This window comes from Pseudomonas sp. H3_E07 (genome assembly GCF_054668895.1).
Genome location: NZ_CP162795.1, coordinates 2,813,982 through 2,835,384 on the forward strand (window position 1 = coordinate 2,813,982; position 21,403 = coordinate 2,835,384).

Sequence of the window (21,403 nt, forward strand, 5' to 3'; positions counted from 1 at the left end):
CAGGAGTGTCTTATGCCTACCTCTCTTCCGAGCCTCGGTTACGGCCTGGGTTTACGCAGCGAGTACTACCAGCAGATCCTTGAACAATCGCCACCTGTGGATTGGTTCGAAGTGATCTCCGAGAATTACCTGGTCCAGGGCGGTAAAGCCTTGTATTACCTGGATGCGATAGCCGAGCGCTATCCCCTGGTGATGCACGGTGTGTCCCTGTCCATCGGCGGGCCCCATCCCCTCGATACCGATTACCTGCAGCAGATCAAACAGCTCGCTGAGCGTATCCAGCCGGCGTGGGTGTCCGATCACCTGTGCTGGAGCCGCGGCAGCGCCCACCAGTTGCATGACCTGCTGCCGCTGCCCTACACCGAAGAAAGCCTCTACCACGTGGCCGCCCGTGTGCTCCAGGTGCAGGACGTGCTGCAACGCCCGTTGGTGCTGGAAAACGTCTCCAGTTATGTGCGTTCGAAAGCGGACGAATTCACCGAATGGGAATTCCTCAATGCCTTGGCCCACCTGTCGGGCTGCCAGCTGTTGCTGGACGTCAACAATGTGTACGTCAGCTCGCGCAATCATGGCTTCGACGCCTGGACGTTTATCCGCAACCTGCCACCGGAGAGTATCCGCCAACTGCATCTGGCGGGGCATATGGATTATGGCGACTACGTGGTCGACACCCATGACCATCCGGTGTGTGACCCGGTGTGGGCGCTTTACCAACAGACGCTTGAACATCTGGGACCCGTGTCGACGCTGCTGGAGCGGGACGACCATTTCCCACCCTTTGAAGAGCTGCTCACCGAACTGAACAAGGCCCGTGAACTGGGCGCGACGGCACTGGCCAGGAGGCCGTTATGCGCCTGACCGATTGGCAGTTGGCCTTCGAACAGCACCTGCTGACGGAAACCTCGACTGCCCGCAGTGACTTCGCCGCCACGTTGCTCGGCGGGCCGACGCTGGATGTGGACACGGGCCTGGCGATTTACCACAACGCCTACCTCTCACGGTTGCAGGAAGTCTTGCGGCATGACTTCAGCGCCCTCCTTTATTGGTTGGGCGATGACGAGTTTGCCGCGTTGACCGAGGCTTACCTGCGTCGCTACCCCTCGGCTCATTACAGCCTGCGCTGGCTGGGCGAGCGTTTCCCGGCGTTTATCCTTGAGCATTGGAGGGTGGAGCAGAGTGCGCCATTGGCGGAGCTGGCGCGCTTGGAATGGGCGTTTACCCTGGCATTTGATGCGCCGCAGGGTGAACCGCTGACGCTGAACGACATGGCGTCGTTGTCGCCCGACGCGTGGCCGGTGTTGCAGGTCTCCCTGGCGCCCTCGGTGCAACCGCTGCTGTGCCGGTTCAACAGCGTAGCCATCTGGCGTGCCAGCAAGGACGAATCCGACTTCCCCGACAGCCATACGCTAGCCCCGGCGCAGATGTGCCTGGTGTGGCGCCATCAGAATGTCTGCCATTACCGTAGCCTGGAGCCCGCCGAAGCCTCTGCCTTGACAGGAATGGCGACCACCGGTTGGAGCTTTGCCGAACTGTGCGCCGAGTTGGCAGTCACTCATGCAGAGGGTGCGCCACTGCAGGCCGTCACATGGCTGAAGCAATGGGTCCAGGACGGGTTGCTCGAGCGCCGAGCCCCATAGTAGAGCGCTATCAAATCGATAGCCTCCTACTTTGTCTTCGGATGGTCTAACCTCTCAGCAGACGTCTGAAACAAGGGGGGATCATCCATGCTCGCGCAACTTCCACCGGCCTTACAGAATCTTCAGCTACCGCTGCGTCTTCGACTCTGGGACGGCCATGAATTCAACTTGGGCCCCGAGCCCAGTGTGACCATCGTGGTGAAGGACCCCACGGTCGTGACCCAGCTGTCCCATCCAACGCTCGATTCGCTGGGCGAAGCCTTCGTCGAGGGAAAGTTGGAGCTGGAAGGCTCCATCTCCGAGGTCATCCGGGTTTGTGATGAATTGAGTCACGCCCTGATCGCAGACGACGAGGGGAGTCGTCCGGTGCGCTCGATCCACGACAAGGCCACTGACGCAGCGGCTATTTCCTACCATTACGACCTGTCCAATGAGTTCTACCAGCTGTGGCTGGACCAGGACATGGCGTACTCCTGCGGTTATTTCGAAACCGGCAGCGAATCCATCGATCAGGCCCAACAAGACAAATTCCGCCACCTGTGCCGCAAGTTGCGGTTGCAGCCAGGTGAGTACCTGCTCGATGTCGGCTGTGGCTGGGGCGGGCTGGCGCGGTTTGCTGCGCGGGAATTCGGGGTCAAGGTGTTTGGCATCACCCTGAGCCGGGAGCAGTTGGCGCTGGCGCGGGAACGGGTCAAAGCCGAAGGCCTGGAAGGCCAGGTGGACCTGCAATTGCTCGACTACCGTGACCTGCCGCAAGACGGCCGTTTCGACAAAGTGGTCAGCGTGGGTATGTTCGAACACGTCGGCCACGCCAACCTGGCGGAGTACTGCAAGATCCTGTTCGGCGCGGTGCGCGAAGGCGGCCTGGTGATGAACCACGGCATTACCGCCAAGCACACCGACGGTCGTCCTGTAGGGCGCGGCGCCGGGGAGTTCATCGAGCGTTACGTGTTCCCCAACGGCGAACTGCCGCATTTGGCGATGATGACGGCCGAGATCAGCGAAGTCGGGCTGGAAGTGGTCGACGTCGAAAGCCTGCGCCTGCACTACGCGCGAACCTTGGACCATTGGAGCGAGCGCCTGGAAGACAACCTTGAAGCGGCGGCGAAAATGGTGCCGGAGCAAGCGTTGCGCATCTGGCGGCTGTACCTGGCGGGTTGTGCGTATGCGTTTGCGCGGGGCTGGATCAACCTGCACCAGATTCTGGCGGTGAAACCCCATGCCGATGGCAGCCATGACCTGCCTTGGACACGGGAAGATATCTACCGTTGAGTGGGTTACAAAATCGGTGAAATCAGCCGCGCAACCCGCATGCCCAGTTGTTGAAGGCGGCGGGTTTCGCGGCTTTCTGCCTGGCTGACTTCATGGGCCAGGGAGAAGTCGTCCAGCAGCATGTGTTCGACTTCCTTGGCGAAGGCCTCGTCGACCGTCAGCAACATCACTTCGAAATTCAGCCTGAACGAACGGTTGTCCATGTTCGCACTGCCGATGGCGCTGATTTCGTTGTCAACCAACACCACCTTCTGATGCAGGAAGCCTGGGGTATAGCGGAACACCCGCACGCCAGCTCGCACAGCTTCGATCGCGTAAAGGCTGGACGCGGCGTAGACGATGCGGTGATCAGGCCGTGAGGGCAGCAGAAGGCGCACATCGACACCCCGCAGCACTGCCAGGCGCAGGGCGGAAAACACCGCTTCGTCGGGGATGAAGTAGGGGCTGGTGATCCATACGCGCTCAGTCGCTGCATGGATGGCTTCGACGAAAAACAGTGAGCAGGTTTCATAGGGGTCGGCTGGACCGCTGGCGAGCAATTGGCAGAGCACGCCGTCTTCGGGGTAGGCGTCCGGCAATATCAGTGGCGGCAGTTCTCGCGCAGCCCAGAACCAGTCTTCGGCAAACGATTCCTGCAAGCACGCCACCACCGGGCCGATCACCTGCACATGGGTATCGCGCCACGGTGCCAGCGGTGGTTGCTTGCCCAGGTATTCATCGCCGACGTTATGCCCGCCGACAAACCCGGTGATGCCATCCACCACCACGATCTTGCGGTGGTTGCGGAAGTTGACCTGAAAGCGATTGAGCCAGCCGCTGCGGGTGGCGAAGGCTTTCACGTTGACTCCGGCGTCGCGCAGGGATTGCACATAACGATGGGGCAGGGCGTGGCTGCCGATACGGTCATACAGCACGTAAATGGCGACACCCTCTGCGGCCTTTTCCTTCAATAGGACGTGCAACTGTCGGCCAAGGTCGTCGTCATGAATGATGAAAAACTGGAACAACACCGCCGTCCTGGCGTTGCGAATCGCCTCGAAGATCGCGCCGAAGGTGGCGTCGCCATTGATCAGCAAACGCACTTCGTTGTTGGCCAGGCACGGCATGCGGCCCAGCTTGGGCATGGCGCGCAGCGAGGCATAGGCGCTGGAGTTACGGGCGGCCAGGGCTTCTTCGACCCATGGGCGCCAGTTCAGCTCGGCAATGGCGGTGTGCATTTCCTGGTTGGCCTGGCGACGGGCCTGGATGTAGGCGTCGAACGTGCTCCGGCCGAAGATCAGGTACGGGATCAGCGTGAGGTAGGGCATGAACATCAGCGACAATGCCCAGGCGATCGAGCCTTGGGCGGTCCTGACGGTCAGCACCGCGTGAATCGCGGCGAGGGTCCCGAGAAAATGCAGCGTGGCGATGAAGTAGGCGAGCAGGTGCGGGCCAAAAAAATCCATGGACGACGTTACTCCAGGCAATCCAAGTGCCTAACAGACCATGTCTGGTCAGGAATGTCGCTATTTTATTTGCCGTGCAACCCTGGCACCTTTGCGGCGTCTAACGCCCAACATTACCCAGGAGTTACCCGATGAATGCTCGTCTGCTGTCTTTGGCCATGATGATTGGTTTGTCGCTGCCGGTGGCGGCGCAGGCGCAGATGCTGGCGCCGGGCTTGTGGGAACTGACCACCAGCAATATGAAAGTCGATAACCAGGACCTGCCGGACCTGTCGCTGATCCTCGGTCAGCTTAAGCAACAGATGACCCCGGAACAGCGCGCCATGCTGGAAAAACAAGGCATCACCATGGCCGGTAAAGGCGTGCAGGTGTGCCTGACCCCAGCTCAAGTCGCCTCCGATTCGATCCCGCTGACCGACCCACAATCGGGCTGCAAACAGGAAGTGACCGACAAGACCGGCAATCAGTGGAAATTCCGCTTCAGTTGCCCGAAAGCCCAGGGCACTGGCGTCGCTACCTTCCAAAGCCAGAAAGAATTCAGCACCACCGTCAACGGCACCTTCAATGCCACTGGCATTCAGCAGAAGGGCAGCCTGGACAGCCATGCCCAGTGGCTGGGCAACGATTGCGGAACGGTCAAGCCTCGCGCCTGACTTCCCCCTCTGTAGGCGCGAGCTTGCGCCTACAGGTGTGCGTGGGGTCAGCGCTCAAAGTGCAGAGGCAGACCCTGGCAACTGTCGACGACCTGACCGTTGTGCCAGGCCAAGTGGCCGGAAACCAGGGTGGTGCTGACGCTGTGGCGAAAGCTGCGTTCGGCGAAGGGCGTCCAACCGCAGCGGGCCAGGATCGGCTGGCTGCTGACGGGTTTGCCTTCGGGCTCCGGTTTGATTAACACCAGGTCGGCCCAATAACCCTCACGTAGGTAGCCGCGATCCGGGATGGCGAACAAGTCGGCCACACGGTGACTGGTTTTCGCCACCAGGGTGGTCAGCGGCAGCAGCTCGTCGGCCACCAACTCCAACAACGCCGGCAGCGCGTGCTGCACCAGGGGTAATCCCGACGGCGCCTCGCGATAACGCAACTGTTTTTGTGCCCACGTATGCGGCGCATGATCACTGCCAATCACGTCCAGACGATCACTCAACAAGGCTTGGCGCAAGGCGTCGCGGTCGGCGCGGGTCTTGATCGCCGGGTTGCATTTGATCTGATGGCCGAGGCGGTGGTAATCGCGATCATCGAACATCAAGTGGTGCAGGCAGACTTCGGCGGTGATGCGTTTTTTGCTCAAGGGTTTGTCTTCGAACAGCGCCAGCTCGCGTGCGCTGGTCAGGTGCAGCACATGCAGGCGGGTGCCGTGGCGCTTGGCCAATTCCACCGCAAAGGATGAAGAGCGGAAGCATGCCTCGGCATCGCGGATCAGCGGGTGCGCGACGGCGGGGATATGCTCGCCGAAACGCTCACGCAGCCGCGCTTCATTGGCCTGGATGCTTGGTGTGTGTTCGCAATGGGCCAGCAGAATCGTGGGAACCTCGGCAAACAGGCGTTCCAGGATCCGCGGATCGTCGACCAACATATTGCCGGTCGAAGCGCCCATGAACACTTTGACCCCGGCCACCTCGCGCGGGTCGAGGGCGGCGACGGTGTCGAGGTTGTCGTTGCTTACGCCGAAGTGAAAACCATAGTTGGCTACCGAGTGCAGGGCGGCGCGGCGTTTCTTGTCGGTCAGGGCATCCAGGTCAAGGGTGGCGGGATGGGTGTTGGGCATGTCCATGAAGCTGGTGATACCACCGGCTACCGCTGCCCTGGATTCGCTGTAGAAACTGCCTTTTTCCGGCGCGCCAGGTTCGCGAAAGTGCACTTGGTCATCGATCATTCCGGGTAGCAGCCATTGGCCTTGAGCGTCGATTTCCACGGGCTCGTTGTAGCCTTGCAGGCTGCTGGCAATTTTCTCGATACGGCCATTGGCGACCAGCACATCGGCGTCGAATTCCTGGCCTTCGTTCACCAGGCGGGCGTTGCGGATCAGCAGGCGGCTCATGGTTCAGAACTCGTTTTGCAGGGCTTTGTACCCGCGCACCAGATCAACGTTGGTGCGTGCCACGTCTTCGGAAAATTCCGAGGCGCTGACGCTCACGGGGGGGAACTGCGAGAGGTCGGTGTGGGGCCCGATGCGGGTCGTGGAGGGCACATAGAACGCGGCGGGCAAGTCGCGGCCGTCGACCACCGAGTTGTGGCGCACCACGCAGCCGTCGCCCACGGCGCAGTTGAACAACACGCTGTTGAAACCGATAAACACACGGTCGCCGACGGTGCAGGGGCCGTGGACGATGGAACGGTGCGCAATGGACGTGAACTCGCCGATCGTCACCGCCGCGCCGGACTTGGAGTGGATGACCACGCCGTCCTGGATATTGGAGTTGGCGCCGATGACGATCGGGTCCATACCACCGCTGGCGTCGACTTCGTCGGCACGGATCACAGCGTAGGGCCCGACGAAAACGTTTTCGCCAATGATGACTTTTCCGCAGATGATGGCGGTCTTGTCGACGTAGGCCGATTCGGCAATCACGGGCAGATCGCCGGACGGATTTTTGCGGATCATGCGAGGGGCTCCGTAATGATGTGAACGTAGTCGCCGTCGATGGCGTTGTAGAAGCAGGTGGGCCGTCCGGTGTGGCACGCCGGGCCTTGCTGGTCGACGATCAGCAGCACCGCGTCGCCGTCGCAATCCAGGCGTGCTTCCACCAACTGTTGCCAGTGCCCGGAGCTTTCGCCCTTGCGCCACAACTGCTGGCGTGAGCGCGACCAGTAGCAGACTTGCCCGGTGTCCAAGGTTTCCTTGAGGGCCTGGCGGTTCATCCAGGCCAGCATCAATACCTCGCCACTGCCGTGTTGCTGGGCGATGGCGGCGATCAGGCCATCGCTGTTCCACGGCAAGGCATCGAGCACGGGTTCGAGTGGAAAGCGGCTACCGACGGCAGCCCCTTCCAGGTCGAGCATGCTCAAAGTCATGGTTTGCTCAGGGCCGTGCACAGAGTGTTGAGGTTGTATTCGAACAGACCGGTAAAGGTGCTGGCCGGGCCTTCTGCGGCGAGGGCATCGGAGTACAGCGTGCCGCCGATCTGCGCGCCGCTTTCGTCAGCGATCTGCTTGAGCAAGCGCGAATCCTTGATGTTTTCCATGAACACGGCTTTGACTTTGTCTTTACGGATCTGGGTGATCAGCGCAGCCACTTCGGCAGCGGACGGCTCGCGCTCGGTGGACAGGCCCTGGGGCGCCAGGAACTCGATGCCGTAGGCTTGGCCCAGGTAACCGAAGGCGTCGTGGGAGGTGACGATGCGTCGGTTGCCGGCGGGCAGTGCGCCGAACTTGGTCTTGGCTTCGGCCAGCAGGCGATAGATTTCTTTCAGGTAGGTTTGGCTGTTCTGTTGGTAGTCGGCTTTGTTGGCCGGGTCAGCAGCGATCAGCGCCTTGGTGATGTTGTTCACGTAGATTTCGGCGTTGGCCAGGTTGTGCCAGGCGTGCGGGTCAGGGATGGTCTCGCCGTCCTCTTCCATGGTGTGGGAGATCACGCCCTTGCTGGCGGTTACCACCGTGGCTTTGGTTTCGGTGCTGGTCACCAGGCGGTCCAGCCAGGGTTCGAAGCCCAAGCCATTCTTGATGATCACCTTGGCCTTGAGCAACGCCTTGGCATCGTCGGGGGTGGGTTCGTAGGTATGAGCGTCGGCGTCAGGGCCGACCATGTTGCTGATCTGGATGTGATCGCCACCGATCTGGTGGGTGATGTCATCAAGGATACTGAAGCTGGTAACCACCTGAAGCTTGTCTGCGGCCTGGGCCGTCGACAACGACAGGACGAGACTGAACAGCACGAGTAGGGCGCGCATCGGGAAACACCTCATTGGGATGACAGCAAGGGTGGGCGGCGCAGCAAACCGTGCACCGGACCGAAGACCACGGACAGCAGGTACCCGGCGCCAGCCACCAGCACGATGGCCGGGCCGCTGGGCAACGAGTAGTAGAACGACAGCAGCAAACCCAACCACACCGACAGGCATCCCAGCACTGCCGATACCGCGATCAACACCGGCAGGCGCCGGCTCCAGAAGCGTGAAGCGATGGCCGGTAACATCATCAAGCCCACCACCATCAAGGCGCCGATGGCCTGGAAGCCAATCACCAGGTTCAGCACCACCAAGGTCAGGAACAAGCCATGGGCCAACGGGCCAAGGCGGCTGACGGTCTGCAGGAACAGCGGGTCCAGGGTGTCCAGCAGCAGGGGTTTGTAGATCACGGCCATGGCGATCAGGCTGAAGCTGGAAACCCAAAGCATGCCGGTGAGGGTGGTTCCGTCCACGGCCAGGGCGGAGCCAAACAGCAGGTGCAGCAGGTCCAGGCGTTTGCCGGCGAGGCCGAGGATCAGCACGCCGGCGGCAAGGGAGATGGGGTAGATAGCGGCGAGGCTGGCGTCTTCGCGCAGGCCGGTGCGGCGGGTGATCCAGGCGGACAAGCCGGCCATGCTTAGGCCCGCGCCGAGGCCGCCGATGGTCAGGGCGGGCAGGCTGAGGCCGGCGAACCAGAAGCCGAGGGCGGCGCCGGGCAGAATGCCGTGGGCGACGGCGTCACCGATCAGGCTCATGCGCCGCAGGATCAGGAATACCCCCAGTGGCGCGGTGCTGCAGGCGAGCACCAGTCCACCGATGAGGGCGCGGCGCATGAAGACGAAGTCGACGAAGGGCATCCACAGGTGGGCGGCGAAGTGCATCAGGCCACCTGCATCTGTGGCTGCGGACGGATCAGCTCTTTGCTTGGGCCGAATACGCAGCCGGTGCTTTTGATCTGCACCACGTGCGGGGTGTGGTGGCGTACTGCGGCGAGATCATGACAGACCACGATCAGCGTGCGACCGGCGTCGTGCCAGGCGTGGATGTGTTTCCAGCACAGCGACTGGCCTTCTTCATCGAGGGCGGCGTGGGGCTCATCGAGCAGCAGAACCGGAGCCTCCGCCAAGCTCATGCGGGCGAGCAGAGCGCGCTGCAATTCACCTCCGGACAAGGCCATCAACGGACGGTTTTCCAGGCCGCTCAGGCACCACTCTTCGAGTACCGCTTCCAGGCGCTGGCTGCGTTGTTGCGGTGACCGTTGTTGCGTGCCCCAGAAACCGGCGGCGACCAGCTCTTGCAGGCTAATGGGGAACTGTCGGTCCAAGTGTTGCTGCTGGGGCAGGAACGACAGGCCGCCACGGCGTGGAACGTCCACCGTCACTTTGCCCGCCAGCGGTTTTTGCAGGCCGGCGATAACTTTGAGCAGGCTGCTCTTGCCGGTGCCGTTGGCGCCGATGATGCCGGTGAGGCTGCCTTTTTCCAGCGTGAGGTCGATGGCGGGCGTCAGCGGTTGGCCGGGTGCGCCCCAGCGTAAAGCGGTACAGGTGATCATGCAGGGTGTCTCGTCCAGCGGCTTTCAGCCACGGCATCGTGCGCGTGCAGGCTTTCGGCGTGGATCACTTTCAGGTGGAAGGCTTTGACGGCATCCGAGCGTTTCAAGGCGAGGTTCAGGCGGCGGGCGGCGTCTTCGCAGAACATCAGGTTCTGCCCATTGGCCAGTGCGAAGGCTTGTTCGTCCGCCCGTTTTACGGCGGTTTGTACGGCGGTGCCGAGGGCAGCTTCGACGTTATCGATCAGCTCGGTGATGGGCAGGCTGGGGTGTTCGCTATCCAATGCAATCAGTAGTTGCGCGCTGCTGCGCTGGCTGTGGGGTGTGGCGACGATGCCGTTGGCGGAGCCAAGCCAGCTCAATACGTCTTCATGCTGTAAAGGCGTGTTGGCGAAGTCTTCAAGAAATTGCTGCTGAATCAACTGCCTGGCGAGGGCAGCGGAGCAAGGACAGGTTGAGGAATAAGTAACGTCAATTTTTAGTTCCACGTGGAACATCTGGTTTTCCAGACGCGCCTCGATGCTCACCGGGTAGCCTTTCCAGCCGGCCAGGGGGCTCACCAGCGCTGGGCGTTTCAGCAGCAAATCGGTGTGGATACGCAGGTAGGCGTTGTTAGATAAACCTTCATGACTGTCGAGAAAACGCTGCAGTACATTACGCAGAAGTGCAGGCGTAAGAGGCTGTTGGTCGAGCATCTCCAATGCCAGGTACAGGCGTGACATATGAATGCCACGGGCGGCGCCATCGTCCAGACTCACGCCGGCATCCGCGGTGGCAGTCAGGCGTTGTCCGTCGATGAGAATGGGCAGGGCGATGCCACACATGCCTACCCAGTCGAGTGGCAAGGCTTGGCGTGAAGCCTGCGCGGCGATATCCGGCAGAGTCAGCGCATTCATGAGCAGGTCCATCATTGGAAATAAAAAGACATGTTATAGTATAACGATTGTGTCGACGATGGTTTTTCTGCTCCAGCCTTTTTTCAGTCATGTCGAGTACGGACGCTCCTTTATTTGCGGTATTTTTCATGCACAGACGTCAGCTCCTAAACCTGCTTCTGGCCAGCCCTCTGTTCACGTTACCGTTCGCCGCCCACGCCACGCAGATCAGCAATGCACGCCTGTGGCGTTCGGACGAAAAGTTGCGGCTGGTGTTCGATCTCAGCGGACCGGTGCAATACAAGACCTTCACCCTGAGCGCGCCGGAACGCTTGATCATCGACCTCAGCGGCGCCGGGCTCAGTGGTGACTTCTCTCAGTTGGCACTGAAGAACAGCGGGATCACCTCGATTCGCTCCGGGCATTTCGGCAAAGGCGACACGCGCATCGTGCTGGACCTCGCAGCGCCGATGCAGCTCAACAGCTTTCTGTTGCCGCCCCAGGATGGCCAGGGGCATCGCCTGGTACTGGACCTGACCAGCGCCACCCAGGCGCCGCGCCAAATGGCGGCCGAGCCCAAGCCACTGGTGGACAAGGCCCACCCCAAGCGCGACATCATTGTGGTGGTTGACCCCGGCCACGGCGGCAAGGACCCGGGCGCGGTCGGCTCCAAGGGGCAGCGCGAGAAAGATGTAGTGCTGTCCATCGCTCAGTTGCTGGCTAAACGGTTGAAACGCGAGAAAGGCTTCGACGTGAAATTGGTGCGCAACGACGACTTCTTCGTACCGCTGCGCAAACGCGTGGAAATCGCCCACAAGCACAATGCCGATATGTTTATCTCGGTGCATGCGGATGCGGCGCCGCGGGTCACTGCGTCGGGCGCTTCGGTGTATGCCTTGTCGGAAGGGGGCGCGACATCAGCCACGGCGCGGTTCATGGCACAACGGGAAAACGGCGCCGATCTGCTCGGTGCCACCCGCCTGCTTAATCTGAAGGACAAGGACCCGATGCTCGCCGGGGTGATCCTGGATATGTCGATGAACGCCACTATCGCTTCCAGCCTGCAACTGGGCAACTCGATCCTGGGCAGCCTGGAAGGCATCACCAGCCTGCATCAGAGGCGTGTGGAGCAGGCGGGTTTCGCGGTGCTCAAGTCACCTGACGTGCCGTCGATCCTGGTGGAAACCGGGTTTATTTCCAACGCGCGGGACAGTGCGCGGCTGGTCACCGCGCGTCATCAACAGGCGGTTGCCGATGGCCTGTTCGAAGGTCTGAAAAAATACTTCCAGAAGAACCCACCCATGAACAGCTACATGGCGTGGGTACAGGAACAGAAGAACGGTCAGGTCTAACAGCCGGTCATACGGCTGCAGGTGAATTTGGCGCTGGCGCCACCCGAACTGGAAAACCGGTTGAGGGTGGTCCAGCCCACACGCCGTGTGTAGCCGACCCACGCTTCCCCATCCGATGCCAACCCGGTAAAGAACGTCAGTTGCCCGTAGCGGCTGTTGGTCTGTGCCCAATAGCGTTTGCCGATCACCTCGTAGCCGCGCAAGTACGTGGTGCTGCCGACCGTCGCCACACTGTAGGCATTGCCCAAGGGGTCGACACACGCGAGCAGGTTGGCGCTGCGCGTGCAGTGGGCCAACAGGCTTGGCGCCTGGGCGCAGGCAGGTCCTGCGGCAATCAATAACAGGGCGCACACCAAGTATCTCATCGGGTTTCTCAAGGCTGGAGAGTGTTGAAGCATTGCGCCCTTCGTCGTGGCGAGCAAGAGGGGATTGGCTTATTTGCATTGTTATACTATAACATTGAAAAACAGCCTGACCCGTGAACCGCTCCCATGACCGAACAAGACCTCCTGGCCCAGTCTTGCGCCGACTACATGAATGAAGCCCAGCAAGGTTTCTTCCGTGAGTTGCTGCTGAGCCAACGCACTGAATTGCAAGCACGCATCGACGCTGAGTTCCTGGTACTGCGCGAGCAGGAAACCAACAGTGATCCAGCCGATGTTGGCAGCGCCGAAGAACAGCGGCAATGGCAACTGCGCCTGCTGGAACGGGAAAAGAAGCTGCTGGACAAGATCGACGACGCCCTGGAATTGCTGGCCCGCGGCGAATACGGCTGGTGCCGCGAAACCGGCGAGCCCATCGGCCTACAGCGCTTGTTGCTGCGTCCTACCGCCACCCTGTGTATCGAAGCCAAAGAACGTGAAGAGCTGCGCGAACGCCATAGACGGGCGAGTTGACCGGCCAACCTTGATGAGGAATACCTGATGCCCAATCGTCTCCCCGTTACCGTGTTGTCCGGTTTTCTCGGTGCCGGTAAAAGCACGCTGCTCAATTACGTCCTGCGCAACCGCGAAAACCTGCGAGTGGCGGTGATCGTCAATGACATGAGCGAAATCAACATCGACGGCAGTGAAGTCCAACGCGACGTCACGCTCAACCGCGCCGAAGAAAAACTGGTGGAGATGAGCAACGGCTGCATCTGCTGCACCTTGCGGGAAGACTTGCTGGAAGAAGTCGGAAAACTCGCCAAGGAAGGTCGCTTCGATTACTTGCTGATCGAGTCCACCGGTATTTCAGAACCCTTGCCCGTGGCCGAAACTTTCACCTTTCGCGACGAAAATGAGCAAAGTCTGGCCGATATCGCGCGCCTGGATACCATGGTCACCGTGGTCGACGGCATGAATTTCCTACTCGACTATCAGGCTGCCGAGAGCCTGGCCTCGCGCGGTGAAACCCTCGGTGAAGATGACGAGCGCTCCATCACTGACCTGCTGATTGAGCAGATCGAATTCGCCGACGTGATCCTCATCAGCAAGATCGACCTGATCAGCAGCCGCGAACGCGAAGAGTTGATGGCGATCCTTGAGCGCCTCAACGCCCAAGCGGAAATCATTCCGATGGTCATGGGCGAAGTGCCGCTGAACAAAATCCTCAACACCGGCCGTTTCGACTTTGAACGCGCCGCTCAGGCCCCGGGCTGGTTGCAGGAACTGCGCGGTGAACATGTGCCGGAAACCGAGGAATACGGCATCGCTTCCACAGCCTACCGTGCGCGCCGGCCGTTCCATCCCCAGCGTTTCTTCGACTTCATCGACCGTCCGTGGGTCAACGGCAAACTGCTGCGCTCCAAAGGTTTTTTCTGGTTGGCCAGCAAGCATAAGGAGGCGGGCAGCTGGTCCCAGGCCGGCGGTTTGATGCGCCATGGTTTTGCCGGACGCTGGTGGCGCTTTGTGCCTAAAAGTCAGTGGCCTCAGGACGAAGAAAGCATCGCGGCGATCATGGGCAACTGGCAACTGAGCACAGGTGATTGCCGCCAGGAACTGGTGTTTATCGGGCAAAACCTCGACTTCACCCAACTGCGTGCCGAGCTGGACGCATGCCTGCTCACCGATGAAGAAATGGCCCTGGGCGTCGAAGGTTGGCGCCTGCTGGTCGATCCCTTTGGCCCTTGGTATGAGGAGGCCGTCGCCTGATGCTGGCCCCGGCTATTTCCTTGCGCCCCGTGATTCGCCAGACACGCGGTGACACCCCGCTGGCGCTGTCCGACATTCTGGAAGATGGCGTCAACCTGGCCGTGTGGGAGCGGCAGTTGCCGTTGCACATCGCCGAGTTCGGCGCCTTGCTGGTGGCGCTCAATGAGCCGTTGGCCGATTCCCTGGTGATCGAGCTCAACAATGAAGACGCCGTGCCCAACCTGCAGGGTTTGGCGTCCAGTTGCCGTGACCTTGAGGGCTACGAAGGCTTTATCGCCGATGTGTCGTGGCTGGTCAGCGCGTTTGCCTGCCTGCTGGGTGCCAAACGTATCGGCGTGCGATTGAGGTTGCTGGATAAGGCGATGTGCCCACGTTTTCACGTCGATCATGTGCCGGTGCGGCTGATCACCACCTATGCCGGAGTCGGCAGCCAGTGGTTGCGCGAAGGCGTGATGGATCGCCGCCAGCTGAGCCAGCCGGATGCCGAGCCCACCGGGTGTATCGAGCAGATCCATTGCGGCGAAGTCGCTCTGTTGAAGGGCACCAAATGGCATGGCAATGAAGGTTATGGACTGATTCACCGTTCGCCCGCACTCAAGGCTGACGAACGTCGCTTGATCCTGACACTGGATTGGCTCGCATAACCGCGTAGGATCAAACGCTCTACACGGTCCGAACGATGCCCCTCATGCTACAGAACATTCCCACCCACGTGATTGCCGGGCCCTTGGGCGCCGGCAAGACCAGCCTCATCAAGCATCTGCTCGCCCAGCGTCCGGCCAACGAGCGCTGGGCTGTGTTGATCAACGAGTTCGGGCAGATCGGCCTGGACGCCGCCTTGCTCACCCAGGATGACGACGGCATTGCCCTGGGCGAAGTTGCCGGAGGCTGCCTGTGTTGCGTGAATGGTGCGCCTTTTCAGGTAGGACTGGGTCGTCTGTTGCGTAAGGCCAAGCCCGACCGGCTGCTGATCGAACCGTCAGGTCTGGGCCATCCGGCGCAGTTGCTCAAGCAGCTGCGACAGGCGCCATGGCAGGACGTGTTGTCAGTCCAGCCCTGTGTGGTGGTGTTGGATGCCCAGGCGCTGGCAGCGGGTAAACCGTTGCCACCCTCACAGCAGGCGGCGCTGGCGAGTGCTGGGTTGCTGGTATTGAACAAGGATGAAGGGTTGGACGCGGGACAGCGCCGTGCGATCGAACGGCAGTTGCCCGAATGCCCGCTCTACTGGACCCGCCAAGCGCAATTACCCTTGGACCAGTTACCAGGCCTGAACGCGCAGGCCTCAGCCGCTGTGGATAAGGTTGAAGTGCCCGAAGGCCTTGCCCAAATGCCGGCTATCTGGGGCGATCCCACGCAACCGATCTGCCTGAGCCAGGCCCAGGAAGGCGGTTGGAGTGTCGGCTGGCGCTGGCACCCAAGCCAGCAATTCGACACCCGCCGTCTTCACCAGTGGCTGACAAGCCTTGAATGGCGCCGCGCCAAATTGGTTATCCACAGCGCCGAAGGCTGGGTTTCGACCAACGCGGTGGATAACAGCGAGCTCACTTGGCAGGCCAGCGAGTGGCGCCGCGATTCACGTATCGAGTTGATTTTCAGCGAGCCACAGGACGTGGCCGCCTTGCAGGTCGCGTTAAACGCCTGCCGTCACTGACGGTTCTTGGTGCCGTGGTCCTGACGCCACTGGCTTAGCTCGATCACTTCGGCGCTGGGCAACGGCGTCTTGATCTCGAACGGGTAGGGCGCCAGTTCGATCTGCGCACTGTGGGCGCCAAATTGGGTGATGGTTCCCGGATGGCGGGTTTCGCCGGTCACGGTGAATTCAAAGTTGTAGATGCGCGCCAGGCGCCGCCGCCCGTTGGCATCCCTCACAAACCCTATGCGCTTGAGCGCTACGGCGCCGTCCAGCAGTTCGATGTCGAGCTTGGCGCAATGCTGCTTGACCCGCTCCAGCGCCCGCTCGCGCAGGCCGTGGTTGTGCCACACCCAGGCGGCACCGGTCGCCAGCAGCATCAACACGAAGATGTTTCCCAGGGTCAGCATGCGAAAGACTCCAACAAAGTGAGAGCAGCTTAACTGTGTCGCCGGTCTGTCGTACAGGCTGCGTTTAGTCGCATACTGCGCGGCCAGAATTTCAATGGCTTTACGGAAATCCCGCGCATGAAACGCACACCTCATCTGCTTGCGATCCAGTCTCATGTGGTCTTTGGCCACGCCGGAAACAGCGCCGCCGTATTCCCCATGCAGCGAGTCGGGGTGAACGTCTGGCCGTTGAACACGGTGCAGTTCTCCAACCATACCCAGTATGGCCAATGGGCGGGCGAAGTGTTGGCGCCGCAGCAGATTCCGGCGCTGGTGGAAGGTATCGCCGCGATTGGCGAACTGGGCAACTGCGACGCTGTGCTGTCCGGCTACCTGGGCAGTGCGGACCAGGGCCGGTCGATTCTCAGCGGTGTGGCGCGTATCAAGGCCATCAATCCCAAGGCGCTGTACCTCTGCGATCCGGTGATGGGCCACCCGGAAAAAGGCTGCATCGTGCCCCAGGAAGTCAGCGATTTCCTACTGGACGAAGCCGCAGCCATGGCCGACTTCCTGTGCCCTAACCAGTTGGAGCTGGACAGCTTTGCCGGGCGCAAGCCGCAGTCGCTATTCGATTGCCTGGCCATGGCCAAGGCGTTGCTGGCGCGCGGGCCAAAGGCCGTGTTGGTTAAGCACTTGGATTACCCCGGCAAGCTGCCGGACGGTTTCGAGATGCTGCTGGTGACCGCCGAAGGCAGTTGGCACCTGCGCCGGCCGCTGCTGGCGTTTCCGCGTCAGCCAGTGGGCGTGGGCGACCTGACCTCGGGGTTGTTCCTGGCGCGGGTACTGTTGGGCGACAGCCTGCTGGCCGCCTTTGAATTCACCGCCGCTGCGGTGCACGAAGTGCTGCTGGAAACCCAAGCCTGTGCCAGTTGGGAACTGGAACTGGTACGTGCCCAGGATCGCATCGCCCATCCGCGTGTGCGCTTTGAAGCCACGTCGATCGGTCTATAAATACCCAGAACCCAGTGTGGGAGCGGGCTTGCTCGCGAATGCGGTGGATCAGTCAAAGATGCATTTACTGACACACCGCATTCGCGAGCAAGCCCGCTCCCACATTTGAATCGTGTTCGCCGCTGTCAGCCTTTGATTTCCTGGTAGCGCTTTTCCAGCTCCTGACGGATCTGACGGCGCTGCTGGGCCTGGACGAACCGGCGCTTGTCTTCGCTGTTGTGCGGTTGCAGCGGCGGCACGGGGGCTGGTTTACGCTGGTCGTCTACGGCCACCATGGTGAAGAAGCAGCTGTTGGTATGGCGCACCGAGCGTTCGCGGATGTTCTCGGTCACCACCTTGATGCCCACCTCCATCGAGGTGTTACCGGTGTAGTTAACCGACGCGAGGAACGTCACCAGCTCGCCGACATGAATCGGCTCGCGGAAAATCACCTGGTCCACCGACAGCGTCACGACATAGCGCCCGGCATAGCGGCTTGCGCAGGCATAGGCCACTTCGTCGAGGTACTTGAGCAGGGTGCCGCCGTGGACATTACCTGAGAAGTTGGCCATATCAGGGGTCATCAATACCGTCATCGACAGCTGGGCGTTTCCGGGTTCCATAGCACACTCACGGGTTGTAGGCATTGGTTTGGGGGGGGCACCTCTGCGGGTGCTGGAATCTTTGCAGCGCCATCCATAACGGGACGCCAGTGGGCGGCTTGCCGTCACGCATGCACCGATCTGTTTCCATATATTGCACCGGCTTTCTGCCGGAAGTCGCGGTGTTAACCTTCAAAAGCCCGTCTCAGGGCATTTCTTACGATCAAGGCAAACTTTTCCTTCCGCACTTTGCGACAGTTCAACGGCGTGGACGGAAGTGGGAAAAGTGTCTGTACCCTCAAGGAGCCCCTCGCCATGCACGCCATCAGCTTTATCCAGGACTTGGCCGTGATCATGTTGGTGGCAGGGGTTGTCACCATCCTGTTTCACCGCCTCAAGCAGCCGGTGGTGCTGGGCTACATCGTCGCCGGGTTCATCATCGGCCCCCATACCCCTCCGTTCGGCCTGATCCACGACGAAGACACCATCAAAACCCTGGCCGAGCTGGGTGTGATCTTCCTGATGTTCTGCCTGGGCCTGGAGTTCAGTCTGCGCAAACTGTTCAAGGTCGGTGCCACGGCGTTTATCGCGGCCTTCCTGGAAATCATCCTGATGATCTGGATTGGCTACGAGATCGGCCGCTGGTTTGACTGGAGCACGATGGACTCGCTGTTCCTCGGCGCGATCCTGGCGATCTCCTCGACCACCATCATCGTCAAGGCGCTCAATGACCTGAAGATGAAGAACCAGCGCTTCGCCCAGCTGATCTTTGGCGTGTTGATCGTGGAAGACATCCTCGGCATCGGCATCATCGCCTTGCTGTCGAGCATTGCCGTCAGCGGCACGGTCAGCTCCGGCGAGGTGTTCTCAACGGTCGGCAAGCTCTCGCTGTTCATGATTGTCGCGCTGGTTATCGGCATTTTGCTGGTGCCGCGTTTGCTGGCCTACGTGGCCAAGTTCGAAAGCAACGAGATGCTGCTGATCACCGTGCTGGGCCTGTGTTTCGGCTTCTGCCTGCTGGTGGTAAAGCTGGAATACAGCATGGTGCTGGGCGCGTTCCTGATCGGCGCGATCATGGCCGAATCCCGCCAGTTGATTAAGATCGAACGTCTGATCGAACCGGTTCGCGACATGTTCAGCGCCATCTTCTTTGTGGCAATTGGCTTGATGATCGACCCACAGATCCTGCTGCAATATGCCTGGCCGATTGCAGTGATTACCGTGGCGGTGGTGCTGGGCAAGATGTTGTCCTGCGGCCTGGGTGCGTTTATCGCCGGCAATGATGGCCGTACCTCACTGCGCGTGGGCATGGGGCTGTCACAAATTGGTGAGTTTTCCTTCATCATCGCGGCGTTGGGGATGACGTTGCAGGTGACCAGTGATTTCCTCTATCCCGTAGCGGTGGCGGTTTCGGCGATTACCACACTGCTCACGCCGTACCTGATCCGTGGCGCCGACCCGCTGTCATTGAAGATCGCGTCGGTAATGCCCAAGCGTTTGAGCCGGGTGTTCGGCATGTATGGCGAATGGCTGCGCAGCATTCAGCCTCAGGGCGAGGGCGCGATGCTGGCGTCGATGATCCGCAAAATCATCCTGCAAGTAGGGGTGAACCTGGCGCTGGTGGTGGCGATCTTCTTTGCCGGCAGCTTTTTTGCTGTGCGAATCGGAGGGTATCTGGAAGGCTGGATCAGTGATCCCAGCTGGCAGAAGGCGCTGATCTGGGGTGGGGCGTTGTTGCTGTCGCTGCCCTTCCTGATTGCGGCGTACCGTAAGCTCAAGGCGCTGTCGATGCTGCTGGCGGAGATGAGTGTGAAGCCGGAAATGGCCGGGCGGCATACCCAGCGCGTGCGGAGGGTGATCGCGGAGCTGATCCCGATCCTCTCGCTGCTGGTGATCTTCCTGCTATTGGCAGCCTTGTCGGCCAGTATTCTGCCGACCAACAAGTTGCTGGTGCTGATCGCCGTGGTCACGGCGGCAGTGGCGGCCGTGCTCTGGCGGTGGTTCATCCGCGTGCATACGCGGATGCAGGTCGCCTTGTTGGAGACGCTGGATAATCACAAGGATACGCCGGAGCACTAAGCGCCTGGGGGTGGGGTCAGCTTTCCAGCCAGACGTCCCGCGCCCAGTGCCACACCGATTCCCAGGTTTCCTCGGTGACGATTTCTTCTTCGCCGGACCACAGCACTACAGTGCCGTCTTCTTCGACGCAGTAGTAGTCGTCGCCGTCCTGGCAGATCGGGATCAGGCTACGATCAACACCGGCGTCCCAGGCGTTGGCGGCAACGTCTGGCAGGTAGGTGTGGGATTGCGGGTCGGTGACGGTCACCGGCTCCAGGCTGCCGTACACCACGTCGCTGACGGTCAGCAGAAACTCTCGGAAGACAAACGGGATGTCGATGAACAGTTGTTCCTCGATTTCCACCAGCAGGTCTTCGTCAGGCAGCTCCAAAGGAACCGGGACCGGTTCGTTGGCTTCACGCAATTGTTCGATGATTTCTTCCACGGCCGGGATCCTCTTGCTAGATGGCGCGGTTTATAGGGGCGTTTTATACAGTAGCTCGCTATAAGTGCAACCGTGAAATAGAAAACCCCGGACAGGTCCGGGGTTTTTTGTATCTGCGTGCTAAGCGTGCAGGGATCAGCCGTTCTGGCGAATACCGGCCACCAGCCAAGGCTGGTTGTCGCCCTGGGCACGTTCCATGTTCCAGCTTTCGCTGAACACTTCGCCCTGATCGAAACGCGAGGTCTTCGACACACCGCTGAAGGTCAGGGTGGCGATGGTCTTGTCGGCGCGATCATCCACACCTTCCAGCTGGACGCGCAGGTCGTCGATGTAGGTCGACTGGAAGCCGTCGCCCAGGTCGGCGCGTTCGCGCTTGAGGAACTCCAGCAGCTGTGGGGTCACGAACTCGGAGATCTTGTCCATTTCGTTGGCGTCCCAGTGTTGCTGCAGGGACTGGAAGTGGCTACGGGCCGCTTCGACGAAACGCTCTTCGTTGAACCAAGCCGGCGCGTTGATCACCGGACGGGCTGCAGCAGAGGCTGCAGAACCACCGAAGATCGAGCCCATGGCTGGTTTTTGCTCGAACACTTCACGCTGCATCGGCGCGCCGGCTGGAGCCAGGTGCTCCTGCTGCTTGCGGCGACGGGCGGCGATAAAGCGGAAGATCACAAAGGCGATGACCGCCAGGATCAGGATGTCGAAGATCTGCATGCCCTGGAAGCCGCCGCCCATGAACATGGACGCGAGCAGGCCACCGGCGGCGATACCGGCCAGAGGGCCCAACCAGCGCGAAGCACCGCCGGCCTTGGCCGCGGCGCCGGCAGCACCGGCTGCGCCTGCGGTCGCGGCTGCACCGCCCGTGGCGCCGGCGGATGGAGCCATTTGGCTGGTCTGGTGAGTCGGTGCCGCACCGGAACTTTTGCCGCCACCGAAGCGTTTGGCGTTGGCGTCGAGGCTCATCGTCAGGCCGATGCACAACGCCATGGCGATGCTAAGAAAACGTTTCATAAAGGGAATTCCCATTTGTGGATTGCACGCGCGCCATGTTGCACAGGTGTAGTGACACTGGCTAGCGACATAATGTTTCGGGCTTTTGCGTAGGACCGATTCAGAATGGTCTGTAGGACTTATTACAGATATTGG

24 protein-coding genes are annotated in these 21,403 nt (G+C 60.8%); 11 read left to right on the top strand and 13 right to left on the bottom strand.

Annotated elements, in window-relative coordinates:
- Window positions 1–12 precede the first annotated feature (12 nt).
- The 3 genes from bufB to cfaB all read left to right on the top strand — a co-directional run bounded on the left by bufB (window position 13) and on the right by cfaB (window position 2,909).
- On the top strand, window positions 13–858 hold the full coding sequence (gene bufB, locus AB4O08_RS12720; RefSeq protein WP_010207655.1) for an MNIO family bufferin maturase: 846 nt from the start codon (window positions 13–15) through the stop codon (window positions 856–858).
- Window positions 849–1,637 (top strand): HvfC/BufC family peptide modification chaperone, encoded by a 789-nt coding sequence (locus tag AB4O08_RS12725; protein WP_460114165.1) that lies wholly within the window; start codon window positions 849–851, stop codon window positions 1,635–1,637. Before bufB ends, AB4O08_RS12725 begins: the two co-directional genes overlap by 10 nt.
- A gap of 87 nt (window positions 1,638–1,724) precedes the next feature.
- The gene (cfaB, locus tag AB4O08_RS12730) at window positions 1,725–2,909 is read left to right on the top strand and encodes a C17 cyclopropane fatty acid synthase CfaB (protein WP_021491451.1); all 1,185 of its coding nucleotides are present in this window, start codon (window positions 1,725–1,727) and stop codon (window positions 2,907–2,909) included.
- 5 nt (window positions 2,910–2,914) lie between these two features.
- On the opposite strand, the gene cls is transcribed toward cfaB, so the two are convergent.
- Entirely contained in the window at window positions 2,915–4,354 is a 1,440-nt protein-coding gene (cls, locus tag AB4O08_RS12735; protein WP_044288081.1) for a cardiolipin synthase, read from the bottom strand.
- A 131-nt stretch (window positions 4,355–4,485) separates the two neighbouring features.
- Here cls and AB4O08_RS12740 point away from each other — a divergent pair, with 131 nt between their 5' ends.
- On the top strand, window positions 4,486–5,007 hold the full coding sequence (locus tag AB4O08_RS12740) for a DUF3617 domain-containing protein (RefSeq protein ID WP_010207650.1): 522 nt from the start codon (window positions 4,486–4,488) through the stop codon (window positions 5,005–5,007).
- A gap of 47 nt (window positions 5,008–5,054) precedes the next feature.
- Here AB4O08_RS12740 and AB4O08_RS12745 read toward each other — a convergent pair whose 3' ends face one another.
- The 7 genes from AB4O08_RS12745 to folE2 are packed head-to-tail and all read right to left on the bottom strand — an operon-like array spanning window position 5,055 to window position 10,683.
- Window positions 5,055–6,392: a dihydroorotase gene (locus AB4O08_RS12745; protein ID WP_069672974.1), complete on the bottom strand. Its 1,338-nt coding sequence runs from the start codon at window positions 6,390–6,392 to the stop codon at window positions 5,055–5,057.
- A gap of 3 nt (window positions 6,393–6,395) precedes the next feature.
- Window positions 6,396–6,956 (bottom strand): gamma carbonic anhydrase family protein, encoded by a 561-nt coding sequence (locus tag AB4O08_RS12750; RefSeq protein WP_010207647.1) that lies wholly within the window; start codon window positions 6,954–6,956, stop codon window positions 6,396–6,398.
- Window positions 6,953–7,366, bottom strand: coding sequence for a phosphoribosyl-AMP cyclohydrolase (hisI, locus tag AB4O08_RS12755; RefSeq protein ID WP_044288079.1), 414 nt, complete (start codon window positions 7,364–7,366; stop codon window positions 6,953–6,955). Before hisI ends, AB4O08_RS12750 begins: the two co-directional genes overlap by 4 nt.
- Complete coding sequence (locus tag AB4O08_RS12760; RefSeq protein WP_021491456.1) at window positions 7,363–8,241, bottom strand: metal ABC transporter substrate-binding protein; 879 nt, start codon at window positions 8,239–8,241, stop codon at window positions 7,363–7,365. The genes hisI and AB4O08_RS12760 overlap by 4 nt, the downstream gene beginning before the upstream one ends.
- A gap of 11 nt (window positions 8,242–8,252) precedes the next feature.
- Window positions 8,253–9,119: a metal ABC transporter permease gene (locus AB4O08_RS12765; RefSeq protein WP_010207641.1), complete on the bottom strand. Its 867-nt coding sequence runs from the start codon at window positions 9,117–9,119 to the stop codon at window positions 8,253–8,255.
- Window positions 9,119–9,790 carry a metal ABC transporter ATP-binding protein gene (locus tag AB4O08_RS12770; RefSeq protein WP_010207640.1) on the bottom strand — a complete coding sequence of 224 codons (672 nt, stop codon included), beginning with the start codon at window positions 9,788–9,790 and terminating at the stop codon, window positions 9,119–9,121. Before AB4O08_RS12770 ends, AB4O08_RS12765 begins: the two co-directional genes overlap by 1 nt.
- Window positions 9,787–10,683: a GTP cyclohydrolase FolE2 gene (folE2, locus tag AB4O08_RS12775; protein ID WP_042571091.1), complete on the bottom strand. Its 897-nt coding sequence runs from the start codon at window positions 10,681–10,683 to the stop codon at window positions 9,787–9,789. The genes AB4O08_RS12770 and folE2 overlap by 4 nt, the downstream gene beginning before the upstream one ends.
- Window positions 10,684–10,811: 128 nt before the next feature.
- Here folE2 and AB4O08_RS12780 point away from each other — a divergent pair, with 128 nt between their 5' ends.
- A complete protein-coding gene (locus AB4O08_RS12780; protein ID WP_042571090.1) occupies window positions 10,812–12,014 on the top strand; it encodes an N-acetylmuramoyl-L-alanine amidase in 1,203 nt (400 codons plus the stop codon).
- Here AB4O08_RS12780 and AB4O08_RS12785 read toward each other — a convergent pair.
- Window positions 12,011–12,379 carry a hypothetical protein gene (locus tag AB4O08_RS12785; protein ID WP_010207637.1) on the bottom strand — a complete coding sequence of 123 codons (369 nt, stop codon included), beginning with the start codon at window positions 12,377–12,379 and terminating at the stop codon, window positions 12,011–12,013. The genes AB4O08_RS12780 and AB4O08_RS12785 overlap by 4 nt on opposite strands.
- Window positions 12,380–12,505: 126 nt before the next feature.
- Here AB4O08_RS12785 and dksA point away from each other — a divergent pair, with 126 nt between their 5' ends.
- The 4 genes from dksA to AB4O08_RS12805 are packed head-to-tail and all read left to right on the top strand — an operon-like array spanning window position 12,506 to window position 15,797.
- The gene (gene dksA, locus AB4O08_RS12790) at window positions 12,506–12,910 is read left to right on the top strand and encodes an RNA polymerase-binding protein DksA (protein ID WP_010207636.1); all 405 of its coding nucleotides are present in this window, start codon (window positions 12,506–12,508) and stop codon (window positions 12,908–12,910) included.
- A gap of 27 nt (window positions 12,911–12,937) precedes the next feature.
- Window positions 12,938–14,146: a zinc metallochaperone GTPase ZigA gene (zigA, locus tag AB4O08_RS12795; protein ID WP_010207635.1), complete on the top strand. Its 1,209-nt coding sequence runs from the start codon at window positions 12,938–12,940 to the stop codon at window positions 14,144–14,146.
- A complete protein-coding gene (locus tag AB4O08_RS12800; RefSeq protein ID WP_137205827.1) occupies window positions 14,146–14,790 on the top strand; it encodes a DUF1826 domain-containing protein in 645 nt (214 codons plus the stop codon). The genes zigA and AB4O08_RS12800 overlap by 1 nt, the downstream gene beginning before the upstream one ends.
- 44 nt (window positions 14,791–14,834) lie before the next feature.
- Window positions 14,835–15,797 (top strand): CobW family GTP-binding protein, encoded by a 963-nt coding sequence (locus tag AB4O08_RS12805; RefSeq protein ID WP_010207630.1) that lies wholly within the window; start codon window positions 14,835–14,837, stop codon window positions 15,795–15,797.
- Here AB4O08_RS12805 and AB4O08_RS12810 read toward each other — a convergent pair.
- Window positions 15,791–16,186 carry a DUF3301 domain-containing protein gene (locus AB4O08_RS12810; protein ID WP_198831536.1) on the bottom strand — a complete coding sequence of 132 codons (396 nt, stop codon included), beginning with the start codon at window positions 16,184–16,186 and terminating at the stop codon, window positions 15,791–15,793. The genes AB4O08_RS12805 and AB4O08_RS12810 overlap by 7 nt on opposite strands.
- A 117-nt stretch (window positions 16,187–16,303) precedes the next feature.
- Here AB4O08_RS12810 and pdxY point away from each other — a divergent pair, with 117 nt between their 5' ends.
- Window positions 16,304–17,176 (top strand): pyridoxal kinase PdxY, encoded by an 873-nt coding sequence (gene pdxY, locus AB4O08_RS12815; protein ID WP_460114166.1) that lies wholly within the window; start codon window positions 16,304–16,306, stop codon window positions 17,174–17,176.
- Between the two features lie 125 nt (window positions 17,177–17,301).
- Here pdxY and AB4O08_RS12820 read toward each other — a convergent pair whose 3' ends face one another.
- Window positions 17,302–17,778, bottom strand: a complete 477-nt coding sequence (locus AB4O08_RS12820) for an acyl-CoA thioesterase (protein ID WP_010207626.1) — start codon at window positions 17,776–17,778, stop codon at window positions 17,302–17,304.
- Window positions 17,779–18,072: 294 nt separating this feature from the next.
- Between AB4O08_RS12820 and AB4O08_RS12825 the strand changes: the two genes are divergently transcribed.
- Window positions 18,073–19,836, top strand: a complete 1,764-nt coding sequence (locus AB4O08_RS12825; protein ID WP_010207625.1) for a cation:proton antiporter — start codon at window positions 18,073–18,075, stop codon at window positions 19,834–19,836.
- Window positions 19,837–19,852: 16 nt separating this feature from the next.
- Here the strand turns inward: AB4O08_RS12825 and AB4O08_RS12830 are convergent, their stop codons facing one another.
- The gene (locus tag AB4O08_RS12830) at window positions 19,853–20,260 is read right to left on the bottom strand and encodes an SMI1/KNR4 family protein (protein ID WP_010207624.1); all 408 of its coding nucleotides are present in this window, start codon (window positions 20,258–20,260) and stop codon (window positions 19,853–19,855) included.
- 135 nt (window positions 20,261–20,395) lie between these two features.
- Window positions 20,396–21,268 (bottom strand): Tim44 domain-containing protein, encoded by an 873-nt coding sequence (locus AB4O08_RS12835; protein ID WP_460114167.1) that lies wholly within the window; start codon window positions 21,266–21,268, stop codon window positions 20,396–20,398.
- Between the last annotated feature and the right edge of the window lie 135 nt (window positions 21,269–21,403).